General features: G+C 30.3%; 24 protein-coding genes. 11 read left to right on the forward strand and 13 right to left on the reverse strand.

The genetic code is table 11. From position 1 onward, the window contains the following. Positions 1-4: 4 nt before the first annotated feature. Genes flhF through mnmA form a run of 8 tightly spaced genes read left to right on the forward strand, consistent with a single transcriptional unit; the run spans position 5 to position 6,819 of the window. On the forward strand, positions 5-1,387 hold the full coding sequence (gene flhF, locus EL235_RS01235; RefSeq protein WP_114640013.1) for a flagellar biosynthesis GTPase FlhF: 1,383 nt from the start codon (positions 5-7) through the stop codon (positions 1,385-1,387). Then, a complete protein-coding gene (gene flhG, locus EL235_RS01240) occupies positions 1,380-2,243 on the forward strand; it encodes a flagella biosynthesis ATPase FlhG (protein WP_039625269.1) in 864 nt (287 codons plus the stop codon). The genes flhF and flhG overlap by 8 nt, the downstream gene beginning before the upstream one ends. A gap of 15 nt (positions 2,244-2,258) precedes the next feature. Beyond that, the gene (locus EL235_RS01245; RefSeq protein ID WP_039617428.1) at positions 2,259-2,615 is read left to right on the forward strand and encodes a hypothetical protein; all 357 of its coding nucleotides are present in this window, start codon (positions 2,259-2,261) and stop codon (positions 2,613-2,615) included. Further along, positions 2,602-3,288: an RNA polymerase sigma factor FliA gene (locus tag EL235_RS01250; protein WP_039627867.1), complete on the forward strand. Its 687-nt coding sequence runs from the start codon at positions 2,602-2,604 to the stop codon at positions 3,286-3,288. Before EL235_RS01245 ends, EL235_RS01250 begins: the two co-directional genes overlap by 14 nt. After that, entirely contained in the window at positions 3,288-4,379 is a 1,092-nt protein-coding gene (fliM, locus tag EL235_RS01255; RefSeq protein WP_087700665.1) for a flagellar motor switch protein FliM, read from the forward strand. Before EL235_RS01250 ends, fliM begins: the two co-directional genes overlap by 1 nt. Continuing rightward, positions 4,369-5,208 carry a flagellar motor switch protein FliY gene (gene fliY / locus EL235_RS01260; protein ID WP_039617433.1) on the forward strand — a complete coding sequence of 280 codons (840 nt, stop codon included), beginning with the start codon at positions 4,369-4,371 and terminating at the stop codon, positions 5,206-5,208. The genes fliM and fliY overlap by 11 nt, the downstream gene beginning before the upstream one ends. Next, complete coding sequence (locus EL235_RS01265; protein WP_126340634.1) at positions 5,205-5,840, forward strand: LOG family protein; 636 nt, start codon at positions 5,205-5,207, stop codon at positions 5,838-5,840. The genes fliY and EL235_RS01265 overlap by 4 nt, the downstream gene beginning before the upstream one ends. Continuing rightward, positions 5,803-6,819, forward strand: a complete 1,017-nt coding sequence (gene mnmA, locus EL235_RS01270) for a tRNA 2-thiouridine(34) synthase MnmA (RefSeq protein WP_126340635.1) — start codon at positions 5,803-5,805, stop codon at positions 6,817-6,819. The genes EL235_RS01265 and mnmA overlap by 38 nt, the downstream gene beginning before the upstream one ends. 112 nt (positions 6,820-6,931) lie before the next feature. Here mnmA and EL235_RS01275 read toward each other — a convergent pair whose 3' ends face one another. The 6 genes from EL235_RS01275 to EL235_RS01300 are packed head-to-tail and all read right to left on the reverse strand — an operon-like array spanning position 6,932 to position 11,971. Continuing rightward, positions 6,932-7,639 (reverse strand): restriction endonuclease, encoded by a 708-nt coding sequence (locus EL235_RS01275; protein ID WP_126340636.1) that lies wholly within the window; start codon positions 7,637-7,639, stop codon positions 6,932-6,934. Then, complete coding sequence (locus EL235_RS01280) at positions 7,632-8,294, reverse strand: DNA methyltransferase (protein WP_126341185.1); 663 nt, start codon at positions 8,292-8,294, stop codon at positions 7,632-7,634. Before EL235_RS01280 ends, EL235_RS01275 begins: the two co-directional genes overlap by 8 nt. A 51-nt stretch (positions 8,295-8,345) precedes the next feature. Next, entirely contained in the window at positions 8,346-8,837 is a 492-nt protein-coding gene (locus tag EL235_RS01285; RefSeq protein ID WP_126340637.1) for a phosphatidylglycerophosphatase A family protein, read from the reverse strand. Between the two features lie 2 nt (positions 8,838-8,839). Then, positions 8,840-10,006: an ATP sulfurylase (sulfate adenylyltransferase) gene (locus EL235_RS01290; protein ID WP_039617444.1), complete on the reverse strand. Its 1,167-nt coding sequence runs from the start codon at positions 10,004-10,006 to the stop codon at positions 8,840-8,842. After that, complete coding sequence (locus tag EL235_RS01295) at positions 9,984-10,859, reverse strand: DNA-binding transcriptional response regulator (RefSeq protein WP_039625285.1); 876 nt, start codon at positions 10,857-10,859, stop codon at positions 9,984-9,986. Before EL235_RS01295 ends, EL235_RS01290 begins: the two co-directional genes overlap by 23 nt. Further along, a complete protein-coding gene (locus EL235_RS01300) occupies positions 10,856-11,971 on the reverse strand; it encodes a bifunctional 2-C-methyl-D-erythritol 4-phosphate cytidylyltransferase/2-C-methyl-D-erythritol 2,4-cyclodiphosphate synthase (RefSeq protein ID WP_039625287.1) in 1,116 nt (371 codons plus the stop codon). The genes EL235_RS01295 and EL235_RS01300 overlap by 4 nt, the downstream gene beginning before the upstream one ends. Positions 11,972-12,078: 107 nt before the next feature. Here EL235_RS01300 and EL235_RS01305 point away from each other — a divergent pair, with 107 nt between their 5' ends. Together EL235_RS01305 and EL235_RS01310 are read left to right on the forward strand one after the other, a co-directional pair. Further along, complete coding sequence (locus EL235_RS01305; protein WP_126340638.1) at positions 12,079-13,182, forward strand: Mrp/NBP35 family ATP-binding protein; 1,104 nt, start codon at positions 12,079-12,081, stop codon at positions 13,180-13,182. 10 nt (positions 13,183-13,192) lie between these two features. Next, the gene (locus tag EL235_RS01310) at positions 13,193-14,356 is read left to right on the forward strand and encodes a tetrahydrodipicolinate N-succinyltransferase N-terminal domain-containing protein (RefSeq protein ID WP_114640023.1); all 1,164 of its coding nucleotides are present in this window, start codon (positions 13,193-13,195) and stop codon (positions 14,354-14,356) included. 10 nt (positions 14,357-14,366) lie between these two features. Here the strand turns inward: EL235_RS01310 and EL235_RS01315 are convergent, their stop codons facing one another. From EL235_RS01315 to galU, 4 genes are all read right to left on the reverse strand, one after another. After that, positions 14,367-15,248 carry an alpha/beta fold hydrolase gene (locus tag EL235_RS01315; protein WP_126340639.1) on the reverse strand — a complete coding sequence of 294 codons (882 nt, stop codon included), beginning with the start codon at positions 15,246-15,248 and terminating at the stop codon, positions 14,367-14,369. Between the two features lie 9 nt (positions 15,249-15,257). Next, positions 15,258-15,707: a Dps family protein gene (locus EL235_RS01320; RefSeq protein ID WP_039625293.1), complete on the reverse strand. Its 450-nt coding sequence runs from the start codon at positions 15,705-15,707 to the stop codon at positions 15,258-15,260. A gap of 128 nt (positions 15,708-15,835) precedes the next feature. After that, complete coding sequence (locus EL235_RS01325) at positions 15,836-17,059, reverse strand: glucose-6-phosphate isomerase (RefSeq protein WP_039627338.1); 1,224 nt, start codon at positions 17,057-17,059, stop codon at positions 15,836-15,838. After that, positions 17,049-17,879, reverse strand: coding sequence for a UTP--glucose-1-phosphate uridylyltransferase GalU (gene galU, locus EL235_RS01330; RefSeq protein WP_039625295.1), 831 nt, complete (start codon positions 17,877-17,879; stop codon positions 17,049-17,051). The genes EL235_RS01325 and galU overlap by 11 nt, the downstream gene beginning before the upstream one ends. A gap of 74 nt (positions 17,880-17,953) precedes the next feature. Between galU and EL235_RS01335 the strand changes: the two genes are divergently transcribed. Next, entirely contained in the window at positions 17,954-18,535 is a 582-nt protein-coding gene (locus EL235_RS01335; RefSeq protein ID WP_126340640.1) for an IMPACT family protein, read from the forward strand. 19 nt (positions 18,536-18,554) lie between these two features. Here the strand turns inward: EL235_RS01335 and EL235_RS01340 are convergent, their stop codons facing one another. The 3 genes from EL235_RS01340 to EL235_RS01350 are packed head-to-tail and all read right to left on the reverse strand — an operon-like array spanning position 18,555 to position 20,841. After that, complete coding sequence (locus tag EL235_RS01340; protein WP_114640027.1) at positions 18,555-18,887, reverse strand: hypothetical protein; 333 nt, start codon at positions 18,885-18,887, stop codon at positions 18,555-18,557. Positions 18,888-18,937: 50 nt separating this feature from the next. Then, positions 18,938-19,270: a hypothetical protein gene (locus EL235_RS01345; protein ID WP_126340641.1), complete on the reverse strand. Its 333-nt coding sequence runs from the start codon at positions 19,268-19,270 to the stop codon at positions 18,938-18,940. After that, complete coding sequence (locus tag EL235_RS01350) at positions 19,267-20,841, reverse strand: ABC-F family ATP-binding cassette domain-containing protein (RefSeq protein WP_047207957.1); 1,575 nt, start codon at positions 20,839-20,841, stop codon at positions 19,267-19,269. The genes EL235_RS01345 and EL235_RS01350 overlap by 4 nt, the downstream gene beginning before the upstream one ends. Between the last annotated feature and the right edge of the window lie 18 nt (positions 20,842-20,859).

The following is a 20,859-nucleotide window of genomic DNA, read 5'->3' on the forward strand; positions in this document are numbered from 1 at the left end:
AAATATGGGACAATTGATTCATACTTTTACAGTTGAAAGCACAGATGAGATTATACCTAAGGTTAAGCAAGATTATGGCGATAAGGCTTTGATAGTAACTAATAAGCAAATTCGTCCAAAAACTATCAATCAAAAACCTTTATATGAGGTTATAGTAGCGATTGAAGAAGCTGATTATGAAGAGCATTTAAAGCAAAACAATTTACCTATGCCACCAAAGAAAAAACCAAACACAGCAAGTTTTCCTGAGGCTAAAATTCAAGCTCCAAAATTTGAAGATGAAAAAAAAGAAGAAGATGTAGTACTTGATTTTTCTTCAAAAGCTAAGCAAAAACCTATTAATCCTTATTTAAATACAAGCAAAAAAGATGATAATTTTTTAAATTTAAAAAATAAACTTTCTCAGGTTAGTTCAGAAATTAGCAAGGTTTCAAACTATCAAGATTTTTCTATGCCAAATCCAAATTATGATAAAAAAATTGAAGCCTTTGAAAAGCAAATGAATAAGCTTAATGATAAAATGAATTTGCTTGTGGATATGATGTGGGATGATAAGGCAGATTTGCGCAAAGAACTAGCTATACCACCTGAGTTTGCAAGTATTTATAAGCAAGCTAAGGCAAGTGGCATGCAAGAAGTGCATTTAGAAGCGATTATGAAAGCGACTATTGAAAATATGCCAAGTACTATGAAAGCAAATCAAGAAGCAGTGCAAAGGTATTTTTACTCACTTTTGCGTAATATGCTTCCATGTCGTTTAGAAAGTGAAATTAAAAAGCAAAAAATCATGATGTTGGTAGGCCCAACAGGAGTGGGCAAAACTACCACTTTAGCTAAACTTGCTTTTCGCTATGCTTATGGAGACAGACGCTATAAAACCGGTATTATAACTCTTGATACTTATAGAATAGGTGCAGTAGAGCAACTTTTTCAATATGCTAAGATGATGAAACTTCCTATTATTGATAGTATAGAGCCAAATGATTTAGATGATGCGATTAGAAGTTTAAATACTTGTGAGGTTATTTTAGTAGATACAACTGGAAATTCACAGTATGATAAAGCAAAACTTGAAAAAACAAAAGAATTTTTATCGCATTCTAATGCGCAAATTGATGTAAATTTAGTGCTTTCAGCAAATACAAAATATGAAGATTTATTAGAAACTTATAATAATTTTTCATTTTTAAATATAGACACTTTAATCATTACCAAATTTGATGAAACAAAAGTATTTGGAAATGTGTTTTCTTTACTTTATGAAACTAGCACTCCGATGAGCTTTTTTTCTATAGGTCAAGAAGTACCTGATGATATAGAAGTAGCAAATAGTGACTTTTTAGTGCGTTGTGTGTTAGAAGGTTTTAGAAGGGATGAAAATGAGTAATCAAGCAGAAAAATTAAAAGATCTAGTAAAAAATGAAAACTCAAATGTAAAACATACTCATTTTATCGCAGTTACTAGCGGTAAAGGTGGGGTTGGAAAAAGTACTTTTAGTGCAAATTTGGGCAACATCCTAGCTAAAAATGGTTATAAAGTAGGGCTTTTTGATGCAGATATAGGACTTGCAAATTTAGATGTGATTTTAAATGTGCGTGTGGAAAAAAACCTTTTACATGTTTTAAAGGGTGAGTGCTCATTAGAAGATATTTTAATAGAAGTAAAGCCAAATTTATGGCTTATCCCAGGTGAAAGTGGCGATGAAATTTTAAAATACAATGATAAAAACATTTATGAGAGATTTTTAAACCAAACAAGTATTTTAGATGATCTAGATTTTTTAATCATTGATACAGGAGCAGGTATAGGTGGGAATATAGGAAATTTCTTAGAAATGTCTGATGAGGTTATTGTTATCACTGTGCCTGATCCTGCGGCGATTACTGATGCTTATGCTACTATAAAAACCACTTCAAAAACTAAAGAGAATTTATTAATGGTGTTTAATGTTGTTAAAAATGAAAATGAAGCTTTGAGAATTTTTGATAATATTAAAAAAGTAGCAGATATTAACATTAAGCATAATTTAAATTTAGAATTTTTAGGATTTTTAGGTCAAAGTAAAGATATTAGTTCTAGTATTAAAAAAAGAACTTTATTTAGTGATGATGATACAAATGCAAGTGATGAGCTAAAAACCATAGCTTCTAAGCTTTTGTATAGGTTGGAACAAAAAGTGCTTAATAATGTGGGAGATAAAAGCATTATGAGTTTTTTCAAAAAGCTTTTGGATCGTTTTTAGATTGAGGGAAAAAAGATGAGACCAGAGAATTTTGTTGCTTTTTTTACTGTTTGTGGTTTTTTTATAGGATTAATGTTTACCATAGTTAATATAGAAGATGCAGTAGAGATAGTTGTATATACTTGTTTGATTACTTTTGTATTTTATGTGTTAATTCATATAGTAATTATGATCTTTGTAGATGTTAATAAAATTAGCGGTAGAAGCTTTAATAAAGAAAAATATGAAAATGAAAATAATAGTTTTATAGCAGAATTAGCCGCAAGAGAAAAGAAAATGGATTACTTACTTGAAAAACTTCAAGAAGAGCGTGAAGACCTTAAAAAGCTTGAAAGCTCTTCAAAAAGAAAAGTAAAACATGCAGCCGCATAACGCTTATGCTTCTACGCTAAAAAAAGAACAAGATGACTTAGTCATCTCTTATATGCCAGCATTAAGAGCTATGGCTTTTAGACTTAAAGAGCGTTTGCCTGCTAGTATTGATGTAAATGATTTAATTAGTATCGGCGTAGAAGAGATGATCAAACTCTCACGCCGTTATGATAAAGAACAAAATGATAATTTTTGGGGTTTTGCAAGAAAAAGAGTTAATGGAGCTATGCTTGATTATCTAAGAAGCCTTGATGTAATGAGTAGAAGTAATAGAAAAATCATCAAAGATATTGATGCTATTATAGATGAGTTTTATCAAGAAAACGAAAAAGAGCCTGATGATGAGTATTTAGCACAAAGACTAAATTTAGAAGTAGAAAAGGTAAAAGAAGCAAGAGCAGCTCATGCTATATCGCTTGTTATGCCTTTGGATGAACAGCTAAATTGCTTTAATGATAGCAATATCATAGAACAAATAGAAAAAGAAGAATTAATAGAAAAAATCAACGCAGTTTTGGAAGAATTTAAAGAAAGAGAAAAGCTTGTAATACAGCTTTATTATTATGAAGAATTAAATTTAAAAGAAATCGCAGAGATTTTAGAGATTAGCGAGTCAAGAATTTCACAAATTCATAAGCGTTTGCTTAAGAAGATTAGAGAAAGGCTAGTTTAATGGCTGAGATACTTTCCCAAGAAGAAATTGATGCTCTTTTAGAAGTTGTCGATGATGATAGTGATGACAGTACTGCTTCTTCAAAATTAGAAGAAATAGAAGATAAAAGAGATATAGTAGTATATGATTTTAAGCGTCCAAATAGGGTTTCTAAAGAACAGCTTCGTTCTATTAAAGGGATTCATGATAAATTAGCAAGAAATCTTGCCTCTCAAATTTCATCTATGATGAGAAGTATAGTTGAGATTAAATTACATTCAGTGGATCAAATGACTTATGGTGAGTTTTTGATGTCTTTACCTTCGCCAACAAGCTTTAACGTTTTTTCGATTAAACCTTTAGATGGAAACTGTGTTTTAGAGATTAATCCAAGTATCGCTTTCCCTATGATAGATAGACTTTTGGGTGGTCAAGGGGAAAGTTTTGACACCTTAAGAGAGCTTACAGAAATCGAGCTTAATTTGCTTGATTCTATTTTGCGTATTATTATGCAAAGACTTAAAGAAAGCTGGATGAATGTTACAGAAATTTATCCAAGTGTAGAGGCAAAAGAATCAAGCCCAAATGTTGTGCAAATTGTTTCACAAAATGAGATTGTTATCATGGTGGTAATGGAGATTATCATCGGAAATTCAAGCGGTATGGTAAATATTTGCTACCCGGTTGTGCATTTGGAAAGTATTTTGAGCCGTTTGGCAAATCGTGATATTATGATGGGTGAAACTTCGGCTAAAAAGTCAAGAAATAAAGAACTTAAAACCTTAATTGGTCGTGCTGAGGTAATTTATGAAGCTATGCTTGGTAAAACTTTTATCAATGTGAATGAATTTTTGGATTTAAAACAAGGGGATATTTTAAAGCTTGATAGAAGTGCAGATGATAAAGCTATAGTGGCTATTGATAAAAAAGAAGTATTTTTAGCTCAAGTGGGACTTCATAGATTTAGAAAGTCAATTAAAATCTTAGAACTTATCAAAACTGATAAAGATGAGATTAAAGAAATGCTTGAAAAATATGAAGATGAAAGAAGAGCAAAAGCAAATTCGTATGATGATAATGAAGAACTAGAAGAGGAAGACGATGATCAATGATTTTTTAGGCATATTCGTCAATGAATGTGTAAGTACAATAGAAGGTTTAACAGGAAAAAGTGCTGAATTTAGCGAGTATTATGAGTATGATGTAAATTCTCAAGATTCTATGACGCCACCATTAGTTAGTGCTACTTTTAGCGTTAATAATGAAATGAAAATCAAAATCCTAGCCAGTGCGGTTTTAATGAGTGCAATTGGTGAGTGGATGATGGGGGAAGAAGAAATCTCCAAAAACAGTGAGCTAAATGAAGATGAAATGGATGCAGCTAAAGAAGCTATACAAAATATCATCTCAGCATTTTCTACAACCTTAGGCGCACAAAAAGAAATTCCAAAAATGGAGTTTAGTCTAGAAAATTGTGAATTTGTTGCAGATAGCTTAGAACTTGGTGGTTTTCATAAGCTATATTTATACAATGTAAAAATAGCTGATTTAGAAGAAAAAATTTCTTTAGTTTTTGATGAAAAAATTTATAAGATTTTAACCAAAACTGACTTAGAAGAAATCGTAGCAACAAATGAAGATCATACGCAAGATCATAAGGCCTTGGCTAATGTAGAAGAGCTAAGAAATATCGGTTTGATCATGGATGTGCGTTTGCCTATAAGAGTGCGTATAGGCAGTAAAAAAATGCTTTTAAAAGATGTGTTAACCATGGATATAGGTTCGGTTATCGAGCTTGATCAATTAGCAAACGATCCTTTAGAAATTTTAATAGGCGATAAAAAAATTGCTTATGGGGAAGTGGTTATCGTAGATGGAAACTTTGGAGTACAAATTACTGAGATTGGCTCTAAAAAAGAAAGATTAGAACAACTAAGATGAAAGAATATATCATTGAGGATGTTGCCTATCTTAAAGAATTAGAAAAAATTCAAAAAGGCATAACTTTTTTTGGTTCTGCACGCTTAAAAGCAGATAATGAGTATTGTATTTTGGCTTCAAAATTAGCTCAAAAGTTAGCAGATCTTGGTTATAGTATCATCAGTGGTGGTGGCGGTGGCATTATGCAAGCTGCTAATTATGGGGCTATGCAAAGTCAAACTTCACACTTAAAATCTTTTGGATTTAATATACATTTACCATTTGAGCAAAAAGCAAATGACTTTTTAGAGTATAATATCACTTTTAAGAGCTTAGCCATTCGCAAAATGGCTCTTATTCAAAAGAGTCTAGCTTTTGTGATTTTCCCAGGCGGCTTTGGAACATTAGATGAATTTTTTGAAATTCTTACTCTTAAACAACTTAGTTTTAAAAAAGATGTTCCTATTATTTTAGTTGGGCAAAAATTTTGGCAACCTCTTGATGAATTTATCAAAACTTCTTTACTAGAACTTGGAACTATATCTAAAAATGATGAGTTAAAGTATAGTATAAGTGATGATTTAGATGAAATTATAAGAATGATAAAGGAAAAAGATGAAAATTCTTGTTGCAATGAGTGGGGGTGTGGATAGTACTGTAACTGCTTATAAATTAAAGCAAGCAGGACATGAGATTATAGGTTGTTATATGAAGCTTCATGGAAAAGCTAATTATCATGAAGAAAATATACAAAAAGTTGAAAAAGTTGCTAAATTTTTAGACATTAAATATCATATTTTAGACTTACAAGAAGACTTTAAAAATCAAGTTTATATGCCTTTTGTTAATACCTACAAAGAAGGAAAGACGCCAAATCCTTGTGCTTTGTGTAATCGCTTTATCAAGCTTGGCAAGCTTTTAGAATTTGCTAAGAGTTTGGGTTGTGAAAAATTAGCCACAGGTCATTATGCAAGGATAGAAAATGGTTTGATTAAAACTGCAGTTGATGAGAGTAAGGATCAAAGTTATTTTTTAGCAAATGCAGATAAAGAGGCTTTGGAGTATTTGATTTTCCCTCTTGGAGAGATGAAAAAAGAAGATGTGAAAAAATTTGCTTCTACAATCGATGTTTTAAAATCTTTTGCAACACAAAAGGAAAGTTCTGAGATTTGTTTTGTGGAAGATACTTATGTGCAAGTTTTAGATCAGTTTATGGATACTAAAATTCCAGGTATTGTAAGAGATAGTAGCGGTAAAGAAGTAGGAAAGCACGAAGGTTATATGCACTATACCATAGGTAAAAGAAGAGGTTTTGAGGTGCGTGGGGCTCATGAGCCACATTTTGTATTAAAAATTGATCCTAAAAAAAATGAAATCATAGTAGGTAAAAAAGAAGAGCTTAGGATAAGTGAATTTAAGCTTGATAATATTAATTTATTTATCGATGCTAAAGAGTTAGATTGTGAAGTAAAAATACGCTATAGATCAAGATCAACCCCGTGTAAAGTTTTGATTAATGAAGATAAGAGTGCAAAAATCATCTTACAAGAGCCTGTTTATGGACTTGCTAGCGGACAAATGGCAGTATTTTATGATAAAGATTTGGTTCTTGCTAGTGGATTTATAAATTAACGCTAAAGAGATTACTCTAAATCTCTGTCAAAAGAAGAGAGTTTTTTAATATTAATATAAGCCTATTTTATTGTATTTGTTTAATAAAAAAAAAGAAAATAAGTAGTTTTAGCTACTTATTTTCTGAAGCAACTATTATTTGATTTATTTTTTCCAAAACTTCTGGTATTTTTAAAAGCTCTTCAATGAAATAATTGAAATTTTCTTCCATGTCATTTTTTCGAATATTTATAATTTCTTGATAATCAATATTTAGCAATTGACAGAGCTCTCTGCCGGTCATAATATGTTCTAAATCAAATTCATTTTTCATTCCTTCTCGAATAATTTCTTTGTTGTTTTGATTAAAACAACAAACATAATAATCTGTAGAAAATGGTATTTTTGCTCCAAATTTTTCAGAAAATGTTACAAGATTAGTTTTTTCACCTTTCACTTTTTTTGTATCAAATGTATCCCCATCTTTTAATTCTATTATCTTGCACAATCTATAATCACTAACGATAAAAATTATCATATCTGGCTCAATACCTTTTATCACATGTTTATAATCTTGTGTTTTTTTTAAAATTTTTTTAGTACAAAGAAAGGTTCCTTGATTTATCTCGCTTCTTGTAACTTTTTCAATAAATATGTCTATATTATCAATTGTAGAACATCTATTAATCAATAATTTTTCTAACTCATTACCATTAGAGATTACACAAGCTTGAACTCTTGAAAGAAGTTGTCCTAGCGCATCATTTCCGACAGCTCTTGTGTATCCAGATACTCCACTTTTTTGAACATTTCGTCCTTGTTGATTTGATATTTTACTCATATAAGTCTCCAAATTTTAAATCACATCCTAGAAATTTTCGATTGGTTTCTTCGCAAGCTCTTAAAACAGAGTAGCCTCCGCTAGCAGGATCAACAACAATATCTTCTTCTTGTGTCGTTGCTAAGATTAGTTGTTTTTGAAGCTCTACCGGCTTTGAGTGTGTATGAATTTTGTTATTTATCTTTTCACCCCAAACATCTGGAATATTATGAATATTCCAAGTGGTTTTAGCTTTTCTTGGACTTTTTTGAATTATAATTAGATATTCACATCTTCTTCTAGAGCGGTATCCCATACCAATTTTTTGTTTATCCCAAGTTATCATATCTACTATTTCAATAGATTTAAAATTGCCTATCCAATCTTTACATTCGAATAAATGAAATTTATCTACCCATAGAAATAAATATCCATTAGGTTTTAAAATTTGTTCTATTTGGTTAATAAAAGTTAATATAATTTCTTTTGTCATTTGAGGTAATTCGGAACGTTCCCTACCTCTACTTTTTCCTTCATTGCCATAAGAAAGTTTGTCTAAAACACCTCTATATTGTGGATCAAAAAAAACCACTTTTATACTTTCTTTGTCAATTAATTTTAATAATTTTAAGCCATTCATTTTATTTTTTTTATTCATAATAGCTTTGTATGACATTAATGATTTTCCTTTAATTTTTTTCAAATAAATACAATAACATTTGTGGAGTTATAATATCTCCATAATGCTTATATCAAACCATAAAAGATCAAATTTAAGTAAAATTCCATAAATCACAGCACTAAATAAACCTGCGAAAATTCCTGCTAAAACATCATCTAGCATTACACCTAAACCGCCTTTGGTTTTTTTGTCGATTTTACCTATGATAGATGGTTTTGTGATATCAAAAAATCTAAACAAAACAAAAGAAAGTAAAAAAGTAAAAACACTTTGTCCGCAAATTGCCAAGGCTAAAAACACCCCTACAACTTCATCTATAACGATGTGTTTATCATCGTGTATGCCTGTTTGTTTTTCATACTGATCGATGATTTTTATAGAGATTAAAAAAAGTAAAATAGCAAGTAAGATTAAAGTTTCTATGCCTAAATACCTTAAAATAAAAAAAGCAGGGATTAGCGCTGCTATCGTGCCAAAAGTTCCTGGAGCTTTATTAACACTACCTGAATAAAAAAAAGTTAAAAATAGTTTTTGCATGATTACACCATATATGACATTTGATGAAGTTTTATAAGTTGCTCATAAAATTCTTTATCGCTTCGATATTCTAAAATACCATGCGTAGGGAAAAGATTGCTATAGATATTTTGTTTATTATGAAAGCGATTTGGAAAAAGCTCAGATAAAATCAAAGCTGAAATTTCTCTTCTTATAAAAACTGCTGGTGGAATGATACCAAGTCTGAGTAAATTTTTTAAAGAATCGCCATGATATTTCATATGATGATGAGCTCCATGCGGGCATGATTTGGTGCTTACTATCATTTTGCACTCATCGCAAAATACAAATTCAGGAAGTATGGTTACTTCTATATTATAATCTTTTGCAAAATCATCAAGCACGGTAAAGGCTCTGTTTTGATTAAAATACATTCCAAGTCCTGCATGATTTTGTCCTACAAAAAGCTTATTGCAGTCAAAACTTTTAGCCAAAGCACATTCAAGAACTGGATTTAAATGTGAGGCAAAAATTTTGATATTATGTAAAGGTATGAGTAAAACCCTAGAAGATGGTAAGTAATTTTGTGCAAAAACATCAAAACAACGCTTTTTAAGTTTTAAGCTCAAACCGTTATTTTCATAAGATTCTATAAGGAAAATAATCACTAGATCAGATTGCTCTATAGCCCATCTTAAAATTCTCTCATGAGCTCTGTGAAAAGGATCGAAACTTGAAACAATGGCAGTGATATTGGAAGGGTTTAATCTTTTTTTGATTTTTTCAAAATCTTCTTTAATAGCTTTGATATGGTTATGATAAATTTCAAATTCCCCACTAATGCAAGTTTTTCCAAAATCTTGGATTAAACAAGCATTAGGTCTAAAAATATCATTGCTGTTTTTATCATTTTCAAATTTACTTTCTAAAATGATATGTCCTATGATTTTATCATTGCAGATAAAGTCTATTTTATCGCCAACTTTTGCATTTTTTAAAACTGTATTATTCTCTTCAGTGCTAGCGGGTGCAAAGGTCAGAGTATAAGGAATTTTTTGATTATGAATCATTCCAGTAGCTAGGACTTCATCTCTTTCTTTTTGGTTCATTAATTTAGTAAAAGAGCCAAAAATTCCTTCTTTGATAAAGCATAAAACCTCGTATTCTTCTTCTGAGATTATAATGCTATTTTTTCTTTGTAATGCCATATTTTTTCCTTTTTTCCCATAAAGACTTTCTTGAAATTCCTAACTTTTTAGATAAATCCGTATCAGGAAAGACGTTTTGATAACTAATGATAATGTGTTTAACATAATCATCAATGGTTAAAATTCCATTGCTTTCAAAGCTTTTTTCATCTTCGCCTAGCTCTAAAATTTGGAAATCACTATGTTCAATATTCGCACTTGTATGTATAATAACAGCTTTTTTTAAAGCAAGATTTAACACCTTTTCTTTTTCCAAAGGTTTTAAGGTTTGAAAATTAACTAAATAATATAAAGAATTATCCTTAAAAATCTTATCTAAATTTTGTTGGTGCGAAAGATCTATGTATATATTTGCGATATTGTGCTCATTAGTATAATTAAATACAAAATGATCTGCAAAAATTTGATTGTTGGTTTTTAAAATCAAAGGCAGTTTGAATTTTTTATAATCAAAAGTTGGCAATTTGGCTGTTTCAAATTTATGTTTTAAATAAGATTGATAAGTATGATTTAATATGCTTATTTTTTTAAATTCTTGAAAATGCTTTATTTTACGCATTAATTCTTCTATCATGAAAGGCTTTTGTATATAATCACTCGCACCAGCTTTTAATGGCGCTAAAACAGTATCTGAGCTTATGTAAGATATAAGTAAAATAATGATTTTATGCTTAAAAATTTCTATAATATGCTCAAAATTAGCCATACTAGTAGAAAGTAAAATGATTTCATAATCATGATGAGCAAGTTCATTAACATTTGCGATAATATCACAATCATAACCTATAGAATTAAGCTTTGAACCTATACTTTGAGCTAAATAAAATTCATTTTCTACTATTAAAACTTTCATAATTTCATCCAATCAAAATATTTTAAATTTACACTTGCTAAAACAGCAATGCCTTCTTTTCTTCCTATAAATCCTAGATGTTCTGTGGTGGTGGCTTTGATATTGATTTTATTTGGTGTGGTTTTTAATGTTTTAGCGATATTAAAAGCAATAGCTTCTTTAAAATCTTTCATTTTAGGTGTTTGAGCTATGATAGTAATATCAGCATTTACAAGTTCAAAACCATAATTTTGCACCAAAGTATAAGCATTTTGCAATAAAAGCATAGAATCGGCGTTTTTATACTGCATATCATTATCTGGGAAAAGTTCGCCAATATCTCCAAGCCCTGCTGCACCCAAAAGCGCATCAATTAGCGCATGAGCTAATACATCTCCATCAGAATGAGCTTTTAAACCCATACTTTCATGCACTTTTACCCCACCTAAAAGCAAGGCTCTTTGCTCTCCAAATTCATGCACATCAAAACCATTTCCATTAAAAATATCCCAAGATGGTTTTGGTAAATTTAAGCTTTTTAAATCTTCTTTAAAAGTAATTTTTTTAGCTAACTCATCACCTTGTACATACCAAATTTTACCACCAATAGCTTGTATAGCTGTGCTATCATCGGTGAAATTTGAGCTTTGCTCTAAAGCTTGTTTTAGCATACTTGTGCGTGAAAGTTGAGGGGTTTGTATGAGTTTGATTTTATCTCTATCGATAGCTTCTTGAGCATAAATTGTAGTATCGCTTACTTTTAAAATAGGTGTAATACAATCAGCTTTGTCATGATTTTCTATGATGTTGTTAAAAAGATTTTTAGAAATCAAAACTCTTGCAACATCACTAACCAAAACATATTCACTCTCAACCATGCTTAAAGCATTGAGTAAAGATTGTGCTCTAGTTGCACCACCTTGGACAAATTTATATTCAGGGGCAAATTTTTTCATATAAGAAATATTACCAGAAGTAACAACTATTTGTTTAAAAGGATAAAAAGAACTTAAATTTTTAGTAGCATAAAGCCATAAAGGTTGTTCGCCTAGTCGTAAAAACTGCTTTTTTACTGGAGCATTAAATCTTGATGATTCTCCAGCAGATAGCATAATCAAGGAAATATCTAACATTTGTTACACCTTAATTTCTTATTAATGTTACGATATTATACACCATAAAAGCCAAAATTTATATTTATGTTAGTAGAATTAATCATTTTAAATAATAAGGAGAAAAATTGAAGGAAAAAATCGAAGAAAGATTAAAACAAGTTATATATCCAGGTTTTAAAAAAGATATAGTTAGTTTTGGTTTTGTAAAAAAAATTGAATCAAATGAAAATCAAGCTCATATTGTAGTTGAAATCGTTTCAGCTAATGCTCAAATTGCACAAGAGCTTAGACTAAACATCGCAAATGTTTTAAAAGATTTAAATTTAGAGCTTAATTTAGAAATCATTCAACCAAAAATTCCTGAAGAAAAAAGCAATTCAAGAAGTGGTAAAAATATCGCTCCACAAATTAAAAATTTCCTTATGATTTCAAGTGGTAAAGGTGGGGTAGGTAAAAGTACTACAACTTTAAATTTAGCAATTTCTTTGGCTAAAATGGGTAAAAGAGTAGGGCTTTTAGATGCAGATATTTATGGACCAAATATACCAAGAATGCTTGGTGAGAGTAAAAGCAAACCTGAAATTGTAGGTCAAAAAATTCGTCCTATTTTATCTCATGGGGTTTATATGATGAGTATGGGCGTGCTAATAGAAGAGGGTAAAGGTTTGATGTGGCGTGGTTCTATGATCATGAAGGCAATTGAGCAACTTTTAGCTGATGTGCTTTGGCCTGAACTTGATGTATTATTACTTGATATGCCTCCAGGAACTGGTGATGCGCAAATTACCTTAGCTCAAAGCGTGCCAGTGAGTGCAGGTGTGTGTGTAAGTACTCCTCAAGTAGTATCTTTGGATGATAGTAAAAGAGCGCTAGATATGTTTGAAAAATTACACATTCCTATTGCAGGTATTATAGAAAATATGAGTGGCTTTTTATGTCCTGATAATGGCAAAGAATATGATATCTTTGGTAAAGGTACCACAGAAGAAATAGCAAAAGCTTATAAGTGCGATGTTTTAGCTCAAATTCCTATCGAAATGAGTGTAAGAGAAGGTGGAGATAGCGGTAAGCCTGTAAGTTTTTATATGCCCGAGAGTGTAAGTTCAAAAAGATATTTGCAAGCTGCTGAAAAAATTTGGGAATTTATAGAAAAAGTTAATCAAGAAGGTAAAGTAGATAATTCAGCTATTCAACCTATAATGAATGGCAAAAGTGCGTGCTCGCAATAAGGAGGAAGATATGCCAATAGAAAGTAAAGAAGAATTTTTAAATTTAATCAAGCAAATCGAACAAAGGATTAATTATAAAAAGCCTAAAGCTTTTGCTATAGCAAGACTTGATCTAAGTCAAGTTGATCCTAGTAAAAAACTTCAAGCTAATTTTGGTGTGATTAATTTTGAGCAAAATTATGCTGCTGCAGCTGTTATGTTTGAAGCTTTTTTTAGAAGAGGGGTTGATGTTGATTTTAATGAAAGTGAGTTTGTGGCTACTTTGATTAAAGAGGATTTGGATTTTGCACTTGAATGTTTTGCACCATTTTTACAAGAACAAGGCCATAAAAATATAGAAGCAATTAAAGCAGCAAAGGAAAATTTTAGAGAAAATGCTTTTTCCTTTGTTTGTATTTTTGAAGATGAAGCACCAAAAAGCTTAGAAAGTGTATATTTAAAACTTTACTTGCTTTCAAATAAAAAAGTACCTTTAAGAAGCTTAAATTTAACAGGTGCTTTTGGGATTTTACCAAATGTTGCATGGAGTGATAATAAGCCTATTGATTTAGACTTTTTAAGAGAAAATGAGATTGATTTAAAAATGAGTGGAAGATATCCAAGGATTGATTATGTAGATAAATTTCCAAGATTTTTAGCCCATGTTATTCCTGAGGATAATACTAGAATTTTAGAAAGTTCTAAAGTAAGAATGGGTGCGGTTTTAGCTGCAGGTACTACTATAATGCCAGGGGCTGCTTATGTGAATTTTAACGCAGGAACAACGGGTGCTTGTATGGTAGAAGGGCGTATTAGTTCTTCAGCTGTTGTGGGCGAGGGCAGTGATGTAGGAGGCGGTGCTTCTATACTTGGTGTTTTAAGTGGTACAAGTGGCAATGCTATTAGCATTGGTAAAGCTTGTCTTTTGGGTGCAAATTCGGTTACGGGGATTCCTTTAGGCGATAATTGTATTGTTGATGCGGGTATTGCTGTCTTAGAAGGGACTAAATTTGCTTTAAAAAATAAAGAAGAACTTCAAAAAATCAATCCTGATTTTAAATTTGATAAAGATATATATAAAGGTCTAGAATTAGCAGGATTAAATGGCTTACATTTTAGACAAGATTCTCAAAGCGGAGTGATGATAGCAGCTTTAAACAAAAAAGCAGTGAAGCTTAATGAGGATTTACATTAATTCTTAACCCTTATGGGTTAAGAATTTTAAATAATTCATGCAGTTTATAAATACACACGCTAGGGTGATGTTTAATGCTTCCTGTATGTAGTAAAATCTCTTTGCTATCTTTTTTATAAAGCTTTTGCACAAAATTAAAATTCCACCATTTGTAAGTTTTGAAATTTAAATTATGGGTGGTATTTATATGAAAATTTATATAAGAATGGTTTTTGAAATTTTGTTTTAAACCAGGTGCTTGAAAGGCATAGACTTCTTTTACCGCGCTAGGAAAGGTTCTTGCAAAAGTTTGAGCTAGATATCCTCCTAAAGAATGTCCTATGATGATGAGATTTTTATCAATGGTGTATTTTTGTTTGAGTTGATTGTAAAAATATTGCATGGATTGAATTTGTCTTTTTGGGGTTTTGTTAAGTAAAATCAAAAAATCGCTATAAAAATCTTTAAAATCAAAACACAAAGGATTTAAATCACTTCCTGCAAAGGCTAAAATATAGTTTTTTCTTTTTTTATCATAAATAAAACTAGCTCTAAAACCCATTTTAGATTGAGGGTGTGTTTCGTTGATGTGCTCGAGTATTTCATAATTTTTTAAAAATTTTAAAGCTAAAAATGCATTGTTTAAACCACCTACGGGGATTTTTTCTTTTTTATAAAAAGGATTAGTTAAAGCTTTTATAATGGCTTTGTATTTTTGCAAACCTTCTTTTTGTAGGCTTTGGTTTAAATATACATTAGCACAATAAGCTACCAAACTACAATCATATAATTTTTGCAATAAATTGATATTTTTTTCAAAATGAGCATAGAGTTTTAATAAGAGTAGTTTTTCTTGGGAAGTTAAATTTGTTTTTTGACTTAAAGCAATAAAGCTTTGCAAGTCAAAAAACATTATAAATTCTTACATAGAGCAAGTATTTTGGATAGTTGAGTTAAGCATCCAAAGAGCTTTTTCATATTTTGCAATATTTTCTTGAGCAAATGCTGCTGTTGTAGTATCACTTGCTTTTTCAGCTTCTTCATTTAGTTTTTTAAATTCAACCAAAAGATATTTATAATCTTCTCTAATAAGCTCTAAAACTTCTACTGGAGTAAAGCAATCTTTTTGAACCTTAGGTGCTTTTGCATTTTCTAATAAAGTGTTTGAGCAAACGATAGCTTTTTCTCCTAGTTGTAAAGCTCTCTCAGCGCAATCATCAAAAAGTTCTGCCATTTCTTCATAAGCTTTTTCTGTATATTCATGAATTGAGAAAAACTGTAAACCTTTTACATTCCAGTGATAATTATGAAATTTAATCCATAAACTATGAGCATCCGCTTGTAATTGTAATAATTGTTTTGTTACTGACATGTTATCTCCTTTTTTATTTTTAAAATTATAACATAAAATTCTTAAATAATAATTATTATTATCTAATAAATTTTAATATTAGTAATTATTATATTTTCATTATACTCTTTTTTTACAATAAAGCAAATTTATTTACTTAACATATTTTTGAGTATTAATTTTCCTACTTCTACACCAGGTTGATCATAAGTATTAATTCCCAGCATAATACCACATGCAGAAGTAAATAACTCATAATAATACATCAAATATCCACAATGATAAGCATCTAATTTTTCAAGTTCTATGACATCAACACTTAAATTTTCAGCAATTAATGCATGCATGGTTGCATCACATTGAGCATTTAAAAGATCATGTAAATTGACTTCATTGGTAAAATCACAATTTTGTAAATGATTAAAGCTTATATTTGGGATACTAGGAGATTTTTGACTATCTTTGATTTTTAAAAAAGTAACAGTTTTATCTTTGGGTCCATCCATGATAAGTTGTAAAAAGCTATGCTGATCTCTAGCGCCAATTAAAGCAATAGGAGTTAAACCTATACGTTTAAAGCCTTGTTTTTTACCTAGACTTTCAGCAATTAGCTGAATATACCATTCATTAAAACCTTTAAAAGCATCTCCATAAGAAAAAAGCACATTAATATGCGCACTTTTATGCGTGCAATAATGATAAGCCTTTTGTAAAATTTGATCACATTTTTTCTCAAAAAAATCCACATAACAAGCTTTTGCACCTTCTAATAAGGCTTTAGTATCATACCCACAAAAACTCAAAGGAACAATACCAATAGCAGATAAAACACTAAATCTACCTCCAACATTTTTAGGTATAAAAAAGCATTTTATGTTTAATTCTTCACCTAGTTTATGAAGTTTTGATTCAAAATCAGTAATAAAAACAAAGTTTTCATGCAAATTTTCATTTTTAAAATCAAAATGAGCAATGATGAGTTTAAATAAAGAAATTACTTCTATAGTTGTACCCGATTTACTTGCTATGATGAAAAGTGTTTTTTGGGGGTTTATTTTTTGCATAGTTTGGGTAAAAGTATGTGAGGAGGTATTGTCAATAATAAAAAGTTTTTTTTCTTCTACTTGATCAAATAAAAGCTCTTTTAAAGCTTTAACTCCACAACTTGATCCACCCATACCTACTAAAACGATATTTTCTATATGAGTTTTAGTAGTGATAAATTCTTTGCTTTCTTTGATTAAATCAAAGCTTGTATCCACTAAGTGATAATACCCTATATCGCCACTTTCTAACTCATCATTCATTCTATTTGCATAAGCGGTGATTTTTTTAAAATCTTGAGTTTTAAAAAATAAAGTATTATTTAGCATTTTTACTTTTCTCATAAAAATAATTTGTCGCTTCCACAAAGCCTTCTACGCTTCCACAATCAAACCTTTTTCCTTTGAATTTATAAGCTAAAACCATATTGTTAGTTGCTTGTGAAAGCAAGGCATCGGTAAGTTGAATTTCTCCGTTTTTACCTGCTTTAGTATTTTCTAAAATGCCAAAAATATCAGGTGTTAGAATGTATCTTCCTATGATGGCTAAGTTACTTGGGGCATCTTTTGGATCAGGTTTTTCTATCATAGAATTTACCATGATTAAATCCTCTTCCACAGCATTTCCAGCTATAACCCCATAGTTTGAGACTTGATCAGCTTCAACCTCCATTACAGCTATAACAGAGCAGCGGTATTTTTCATAAATTTTTACCATCTGAGCTAAGACATTTACCCCATCTTCATTTACACATAAATCATCTGCTAAAATTACCCCAAAAGCTTCATCTTGCACTAAAGGCTTTGCTTTTAAAACCGCATCTCCTAAGCCTCTCATTTCATTTTGCCTTGTAAAAGTAAAAGTGCAACGATCTATGAGTGTTCTTATTTCACTTAAAAGATATTCTTTTTTAGTACCCGCAATTTGATGTTCAAGTTCATAAGAAATATCAAAATAATCCTCCAAAGCTCTTTTTCCACGCCCTGTAACAAAACCCATAGTTTCCATGCCAGCTTCTAAAGCCTCATCTACACCATAATGAATTAAAGGCTTAGTTAGTATAGGTAGCATTTCTTTAGGTAGGGTTTTTGTAGCAGGTAAAAATCTAGTACCATAACCTGCTGCAGGAAAAATACAAGTTTGAAGCATAGTTTATCCTTAAATTTTTATAAGTTGTTTTGATTATAATTTTATTTAAATATTATAACTAATTTAAGGAAAATATGAAAACCATTGATCAAATTTATCAAGCAAAAATAGAAATTAAAAAATCAACTTTTTTGTCTTTTTTATGTCCTTTTGAAGATTTTCAAACTTTAATGCAAAAACTAAGAAATGAGCATTTAAAAGCTGTGCATTTTGTATATGCTTATAGGTATTTAAATGAATTTGATCAAATCATAGAAGATAAAAGCGATGATGGAGAGCCAAAAGGAACTTCTGCTATGCCTTGTTTGAATGTCTTAAGAGGGGCTTTGCTTGTTAATTGCGCGGTGATTGTGGTGCGTTATTTTGGAGGGATTAAACTTGGTACAGGTGGTCTTGTAAGAGCTTATAGTGAAGCTACAAATGAAGCTATTTTAAATGCAACGCTTTTAGAATTTGAAGCTAAAAATATTTTAAATTTAAATATTCCTTTTCACCTTTATGCAAGATTTGAGCATTTTTTAAATAAAAATAACATTTCATATGAAAAAAAATTTCAAGAAAATGTTGAATTGATTTTAAGTGTTAATGTAAAAGAAGAAGAGAAATTTAAAAAATTTGCAAAAGAGTTTGAATTTAGCGGACTTGTTTGGAAGTAAGCGTTTGCTTACTTCATTTTTATAAAGAACTTAAAAGATCTTTTATCATATCTTTTTGTGGCTCTTGTTTTTCTTCTATATTAGCTTGCATAGGAGTTTCGTTTTGTCCTCTAAAACGATAATTATAAATATTTGACATATTTGAGCTAAAAATTCCTGTGCTAAATTGATCTTGACTCATAGCTTTTGAAAAAAGCTCATCAAGTTTTATGCTTTGCTCGTTTAAATTTTCACTATTGTTTTGACTAAGTAAAGACATAAAGTCTTCATTAGCTCCTTGAGTGCTTTTATAAGCACTACTTTGACCATATCCATACTCTTTAACCGATAAATTATCATGGTTAACTTGCATGTTTTCTCCTTTCAAAATATTACAAGGAAAAAACAAGCAAAAATCATTCCTTAATCACCATGAGTTGGGTAGTATTCCGCTTCTATTTCATTGTTTTTAATAAACTCTTCTCTAGCTTTGTTACAGCGCTCATCTCTTAGTTTTCTATAAGCATTTCTACTTTCTAATTCTTGAGAAGTTAAAGGGCGATCTTCTAAAAATGAAATGTGAAAATAAGTATCATCTTCTTTGCTGAATTTTTCATAAAATTCAACATAGTCAAAATAATCTTTTTTGCTTTGAAAATCAATACTTTCTTCTACATAGATAGTTGGACCAAAGCCTCTGTGATTTTGAGTAAAATGTCCAAAACCAGCTGCATATTTTATCTTAAACGAATTCATTCTAAACCTCCTAAAAATTCGTCATAACTTCCTTTAAAATCTGTTAATTTCCCATCTTCTAAAAACCATATACGATTAGCAAAAGCACTAATTAGTTCTCTATCGTGGCTTATGCATATCACACAACCTTTGAAATTATACAAGGCTTCACCTAATGCAATGATACTTTCAAGATCTAAATGATTATCCGGTTCATCTAAAAGCAAGAAATTTCCACGCTCTAACATTAATTTTGAAAGCATTAAGCGGTGTTTTTCACCCCCGCTTAAACTAGAAGCCATTTTTTCTTGATCGCTTCCGCTAAAGAGCATTCTACCAAGACATTTGCGAATTTCGTCTAAATCTTTGAATTTTTCACTCATTAGCCATTCATAAAGTTTCAAATCTTCATTAATTAAATTCGTTGTATCTTGTGAAAAATATCCCATTTCTATGGTAGCACCAAGGTGGATGTGGCCACTATCAGGTTCTAATTTTGATGCAATGATTTTAGCTAAAGTACTTTTTCCAACACCATTTGCACCAATTAAGGCTATTTTATCACCTTTTTCTAATTTCAATTCTAAATTTTCAAATAAGGTTTTATCATAAGCTTTGCTAATGCCTTTTAATTCTAAAACCTCATTTCCTATTTCTCTATTTGTTCTAAAAACTATGCTAGGATCACGTCTACTTGAAGTTTTAATCTCTTCAAGTTCAAGTTTTTCTAAAGCTTTAGCTCTACTTGTGGCTTGTTTGGCTTTTGAAGCATTAGCGCTAAAACGACGTATGAAATTTTCTAATTCTTCTCTTTCTTTTAAGGTTTTATCGCGTTTGAGTTCAGCTTGCTTAGCAAGTAAGGTTGAAGCCATATACCAATCATCATAATTTCCAGCAAAATCGCGTATTTGTTTAAAATCCACATCTAAAATTCTTGTACAAACTTTATTTAGAAAATGTCTATCATGGCTAATTACTACTAAAGTTCCCTCATGTCTTAAAAGTTCATTTTCAAGCCAAGAAATAGCTTCTAAGTCAAGGTTATTTGTAGGCTCATCTAAAAATAATACATCAGCACCTAAAAACAATACTTGTGCTAATAAAACTTTAAATTTATCCGCACTTTGCAAAGTACTCATAAGAGCATTAAAATCTTTAATATTTAAAGAACTAAGAATTTTTTCACATCTAAGCTCACAATCATAGTTTGGATCTTCTTCTGCTGTTATGATTTCAAGCTCGCTTAATCTATCATTGATTTCATCGGTAAATTCTTCACTCATATAAAGTTTTTCTTTTTCTTTTAGCGCATCATATAATCTTTTATTTGCACACATTACCGCATCTTTGATAGTGTAGTTTTCAAAAGCAAATTGATCTTGTCCTAATACAGCAATTTTTAAATTTGGATCTATACAAATTTCTCCACTGCTTGATTCTATTTCGCCTGAGAGAATTTTTAAAAAAGTTGATTTTCCTGCGCCATTTGCGCCTATAAGTCCATATCTTTCACCACGGTTTAACTTTAAATTTACATCTTCAAATAAAAGTTGATTTGCAAAACGCATAGTGAGATTTTTTACTTCTACCATTAATATCCTTAAAATATT

It is taken from the genome of Campylobacter lari (genome assembly GCF_900638335.1).
Lineage (GTDB): Bacteria > Campylobacterota > Campylobacteria > Campylobacterales > Campylobacteraceae > Campylobacter_D > Campylobacter_D lari_E.

Bases quoted from the DNA above. Each gene is read 5' to 3' on its own strand.
- EL235_RS01340 (WP_114640027.1), bottom strand. From the start codon at position 18,887: ATGCAAGTTAACCATGATAATTTATCGGTTAAAGAGTATGGATATGGT.
- EL235_RS01285 (WP_126340637.1), bottom strand. From the start codon at position 8,837: ATGCAAAAACTATTTTTAACTTTTTTTTATTCAGGTAGTGTTAATAAA.
- fliM (WP_087700665.1), top strand. From the start codon at position 3,288: ATGGCTGAGATACTTTCCCAAGAAGAAATTGATGCTCTTTTAGAAGTT.
- flhF (WP_114640013.1), top strand. From the start codon at position 5: ATGGGACAATTGATTCATACTTTTACAGTTGAAAGCACAGATGAGATT.
- mnmA (WP_126340635.1), top strand. From the start codon at position 5,803: ATGAAAATTCTTGTTGCAATGAGTGGGGGTGTGGATAGTACTGTAACT.
- EL235_RS01290 (WP_039617444.1), bottom strand. From the start codon at position 10,006: ATGGCATTACAAAGAAAAAATAGCATTATAATCTCAGAAGAAGAATAC.
- galU (WP_039625295.1), bottom strand. From the start codon at position 17,879: ATGCTTCAAACTTGTATTTTTCCTGCAGCAGGTTATGGTACTAGATTT.
- EL235_RS01350 (WP_047207957.1), bottom strand. From the start codon at position 20,841: ATGGTAGAAGTAAAAAATCTCACTATGCGTTTTGCAAATCAACTTTTA.
- flhG (WP_039625269.1), top strand. From the start codon at position 1,380: ATGAGTAATCAAGCAGAAAAATTAAAAGATCTAGTAAAAAATGAAAAC.
- EL235_RS01325 (WP_039627338.1), bottom strand. From the start codon at position 17,059: ATGCTAAATAATACTTTATTTTTTAAAACTCAAGATTTTAAAAAAATC.
- EL235_RS01345 (WP_126340641.1), bottom strand. From the start codon at position 19,270: ATGAATTCGTTTAAGATAAAATATGCAGCTGGTTTTGGACATTTTACT.
- EL235_RS01245 (WP_039617428.1), top strand. From the start codon at position 2,259: ATGAGACCAGAGAATTTTGTTGCTTTTTTTACTGTTTGTGGTTTTTTT.
- EL235_RS01315 (WP_126340639.1), bottom strand. From the start codon at position 15,248: ATGTTTTTTGACTTGCAAAGCTTTATTGCTTTAAGTCAAAAAACAAAT.
- fliY (WP_039617433.1), top strand. From the start codon at position 4,369: ATGATCAATGATTTTTTAGGCATATTCGTCAATGAATGTGTAAGTACA.
- EL235_RS01335 (WP_126340640.1), top strand. From the start codon at position 17,954: ATGAAAACCATTGATCAAATTTATCAAGCAAAAATAGAAATTAAAAAA.
- EL235_RS01320 (WP_039625293.1), bottom strand. From the start codon at position 15,707: ATGTCAGTAACAAAACAATTATTACAATTACAAGCGGATGCTCATAGT.
- EL235_RS01310 (WP_114640023.1), top strand. From the start codon at position 13,193: ATGCCAATAGAAAGTAAAGAAGAATTTTTAAATTTAATCAAGCAAATC.
- EL235_RS01275 (WP_126340636.1), bottom strand. From the start codon at position 7,639: ATGAGTAAAATATCAAATCAACAAGGACGAAATGTTCAAAAAAGTGGA.
- EL235_RS01280 (WP_126341185.1), bottom strand. From the start codon at position 8,294: ATGTCATACAAAGCTATTATGAATAAAAAAAATAAAATGAATGGCTTA.
- EL235_RS01265 (WP_126340634.1), top strand. From the start codon at position 5,205: ATGAAAGAATATATCATTGAGGATGTTGCCTATCTTAAAGAATTAGAA.
- EL235_RS01250 (WP_039627867.1), top strand. From the start codon at position 2,602: ATGCAGCCGCATAACGCTTATGCTTCTACGCTAAAAAAAGAACAAGAT.
- EL235_RS01295 (WP_039625285.1), bottom strand. From the start codon at position 10,859: ATGAAAGTTTTAATAGTAGAAAATGAATTTTATTTAGCTCAAAGTATA.
- EL235_RS01300 (WP_039625287.1), bottom strand. From the start codon at position 11,971: ATGTTAGATATTTCCTTGATTATGCTATCTGCTGGAGAATCATCAAGA.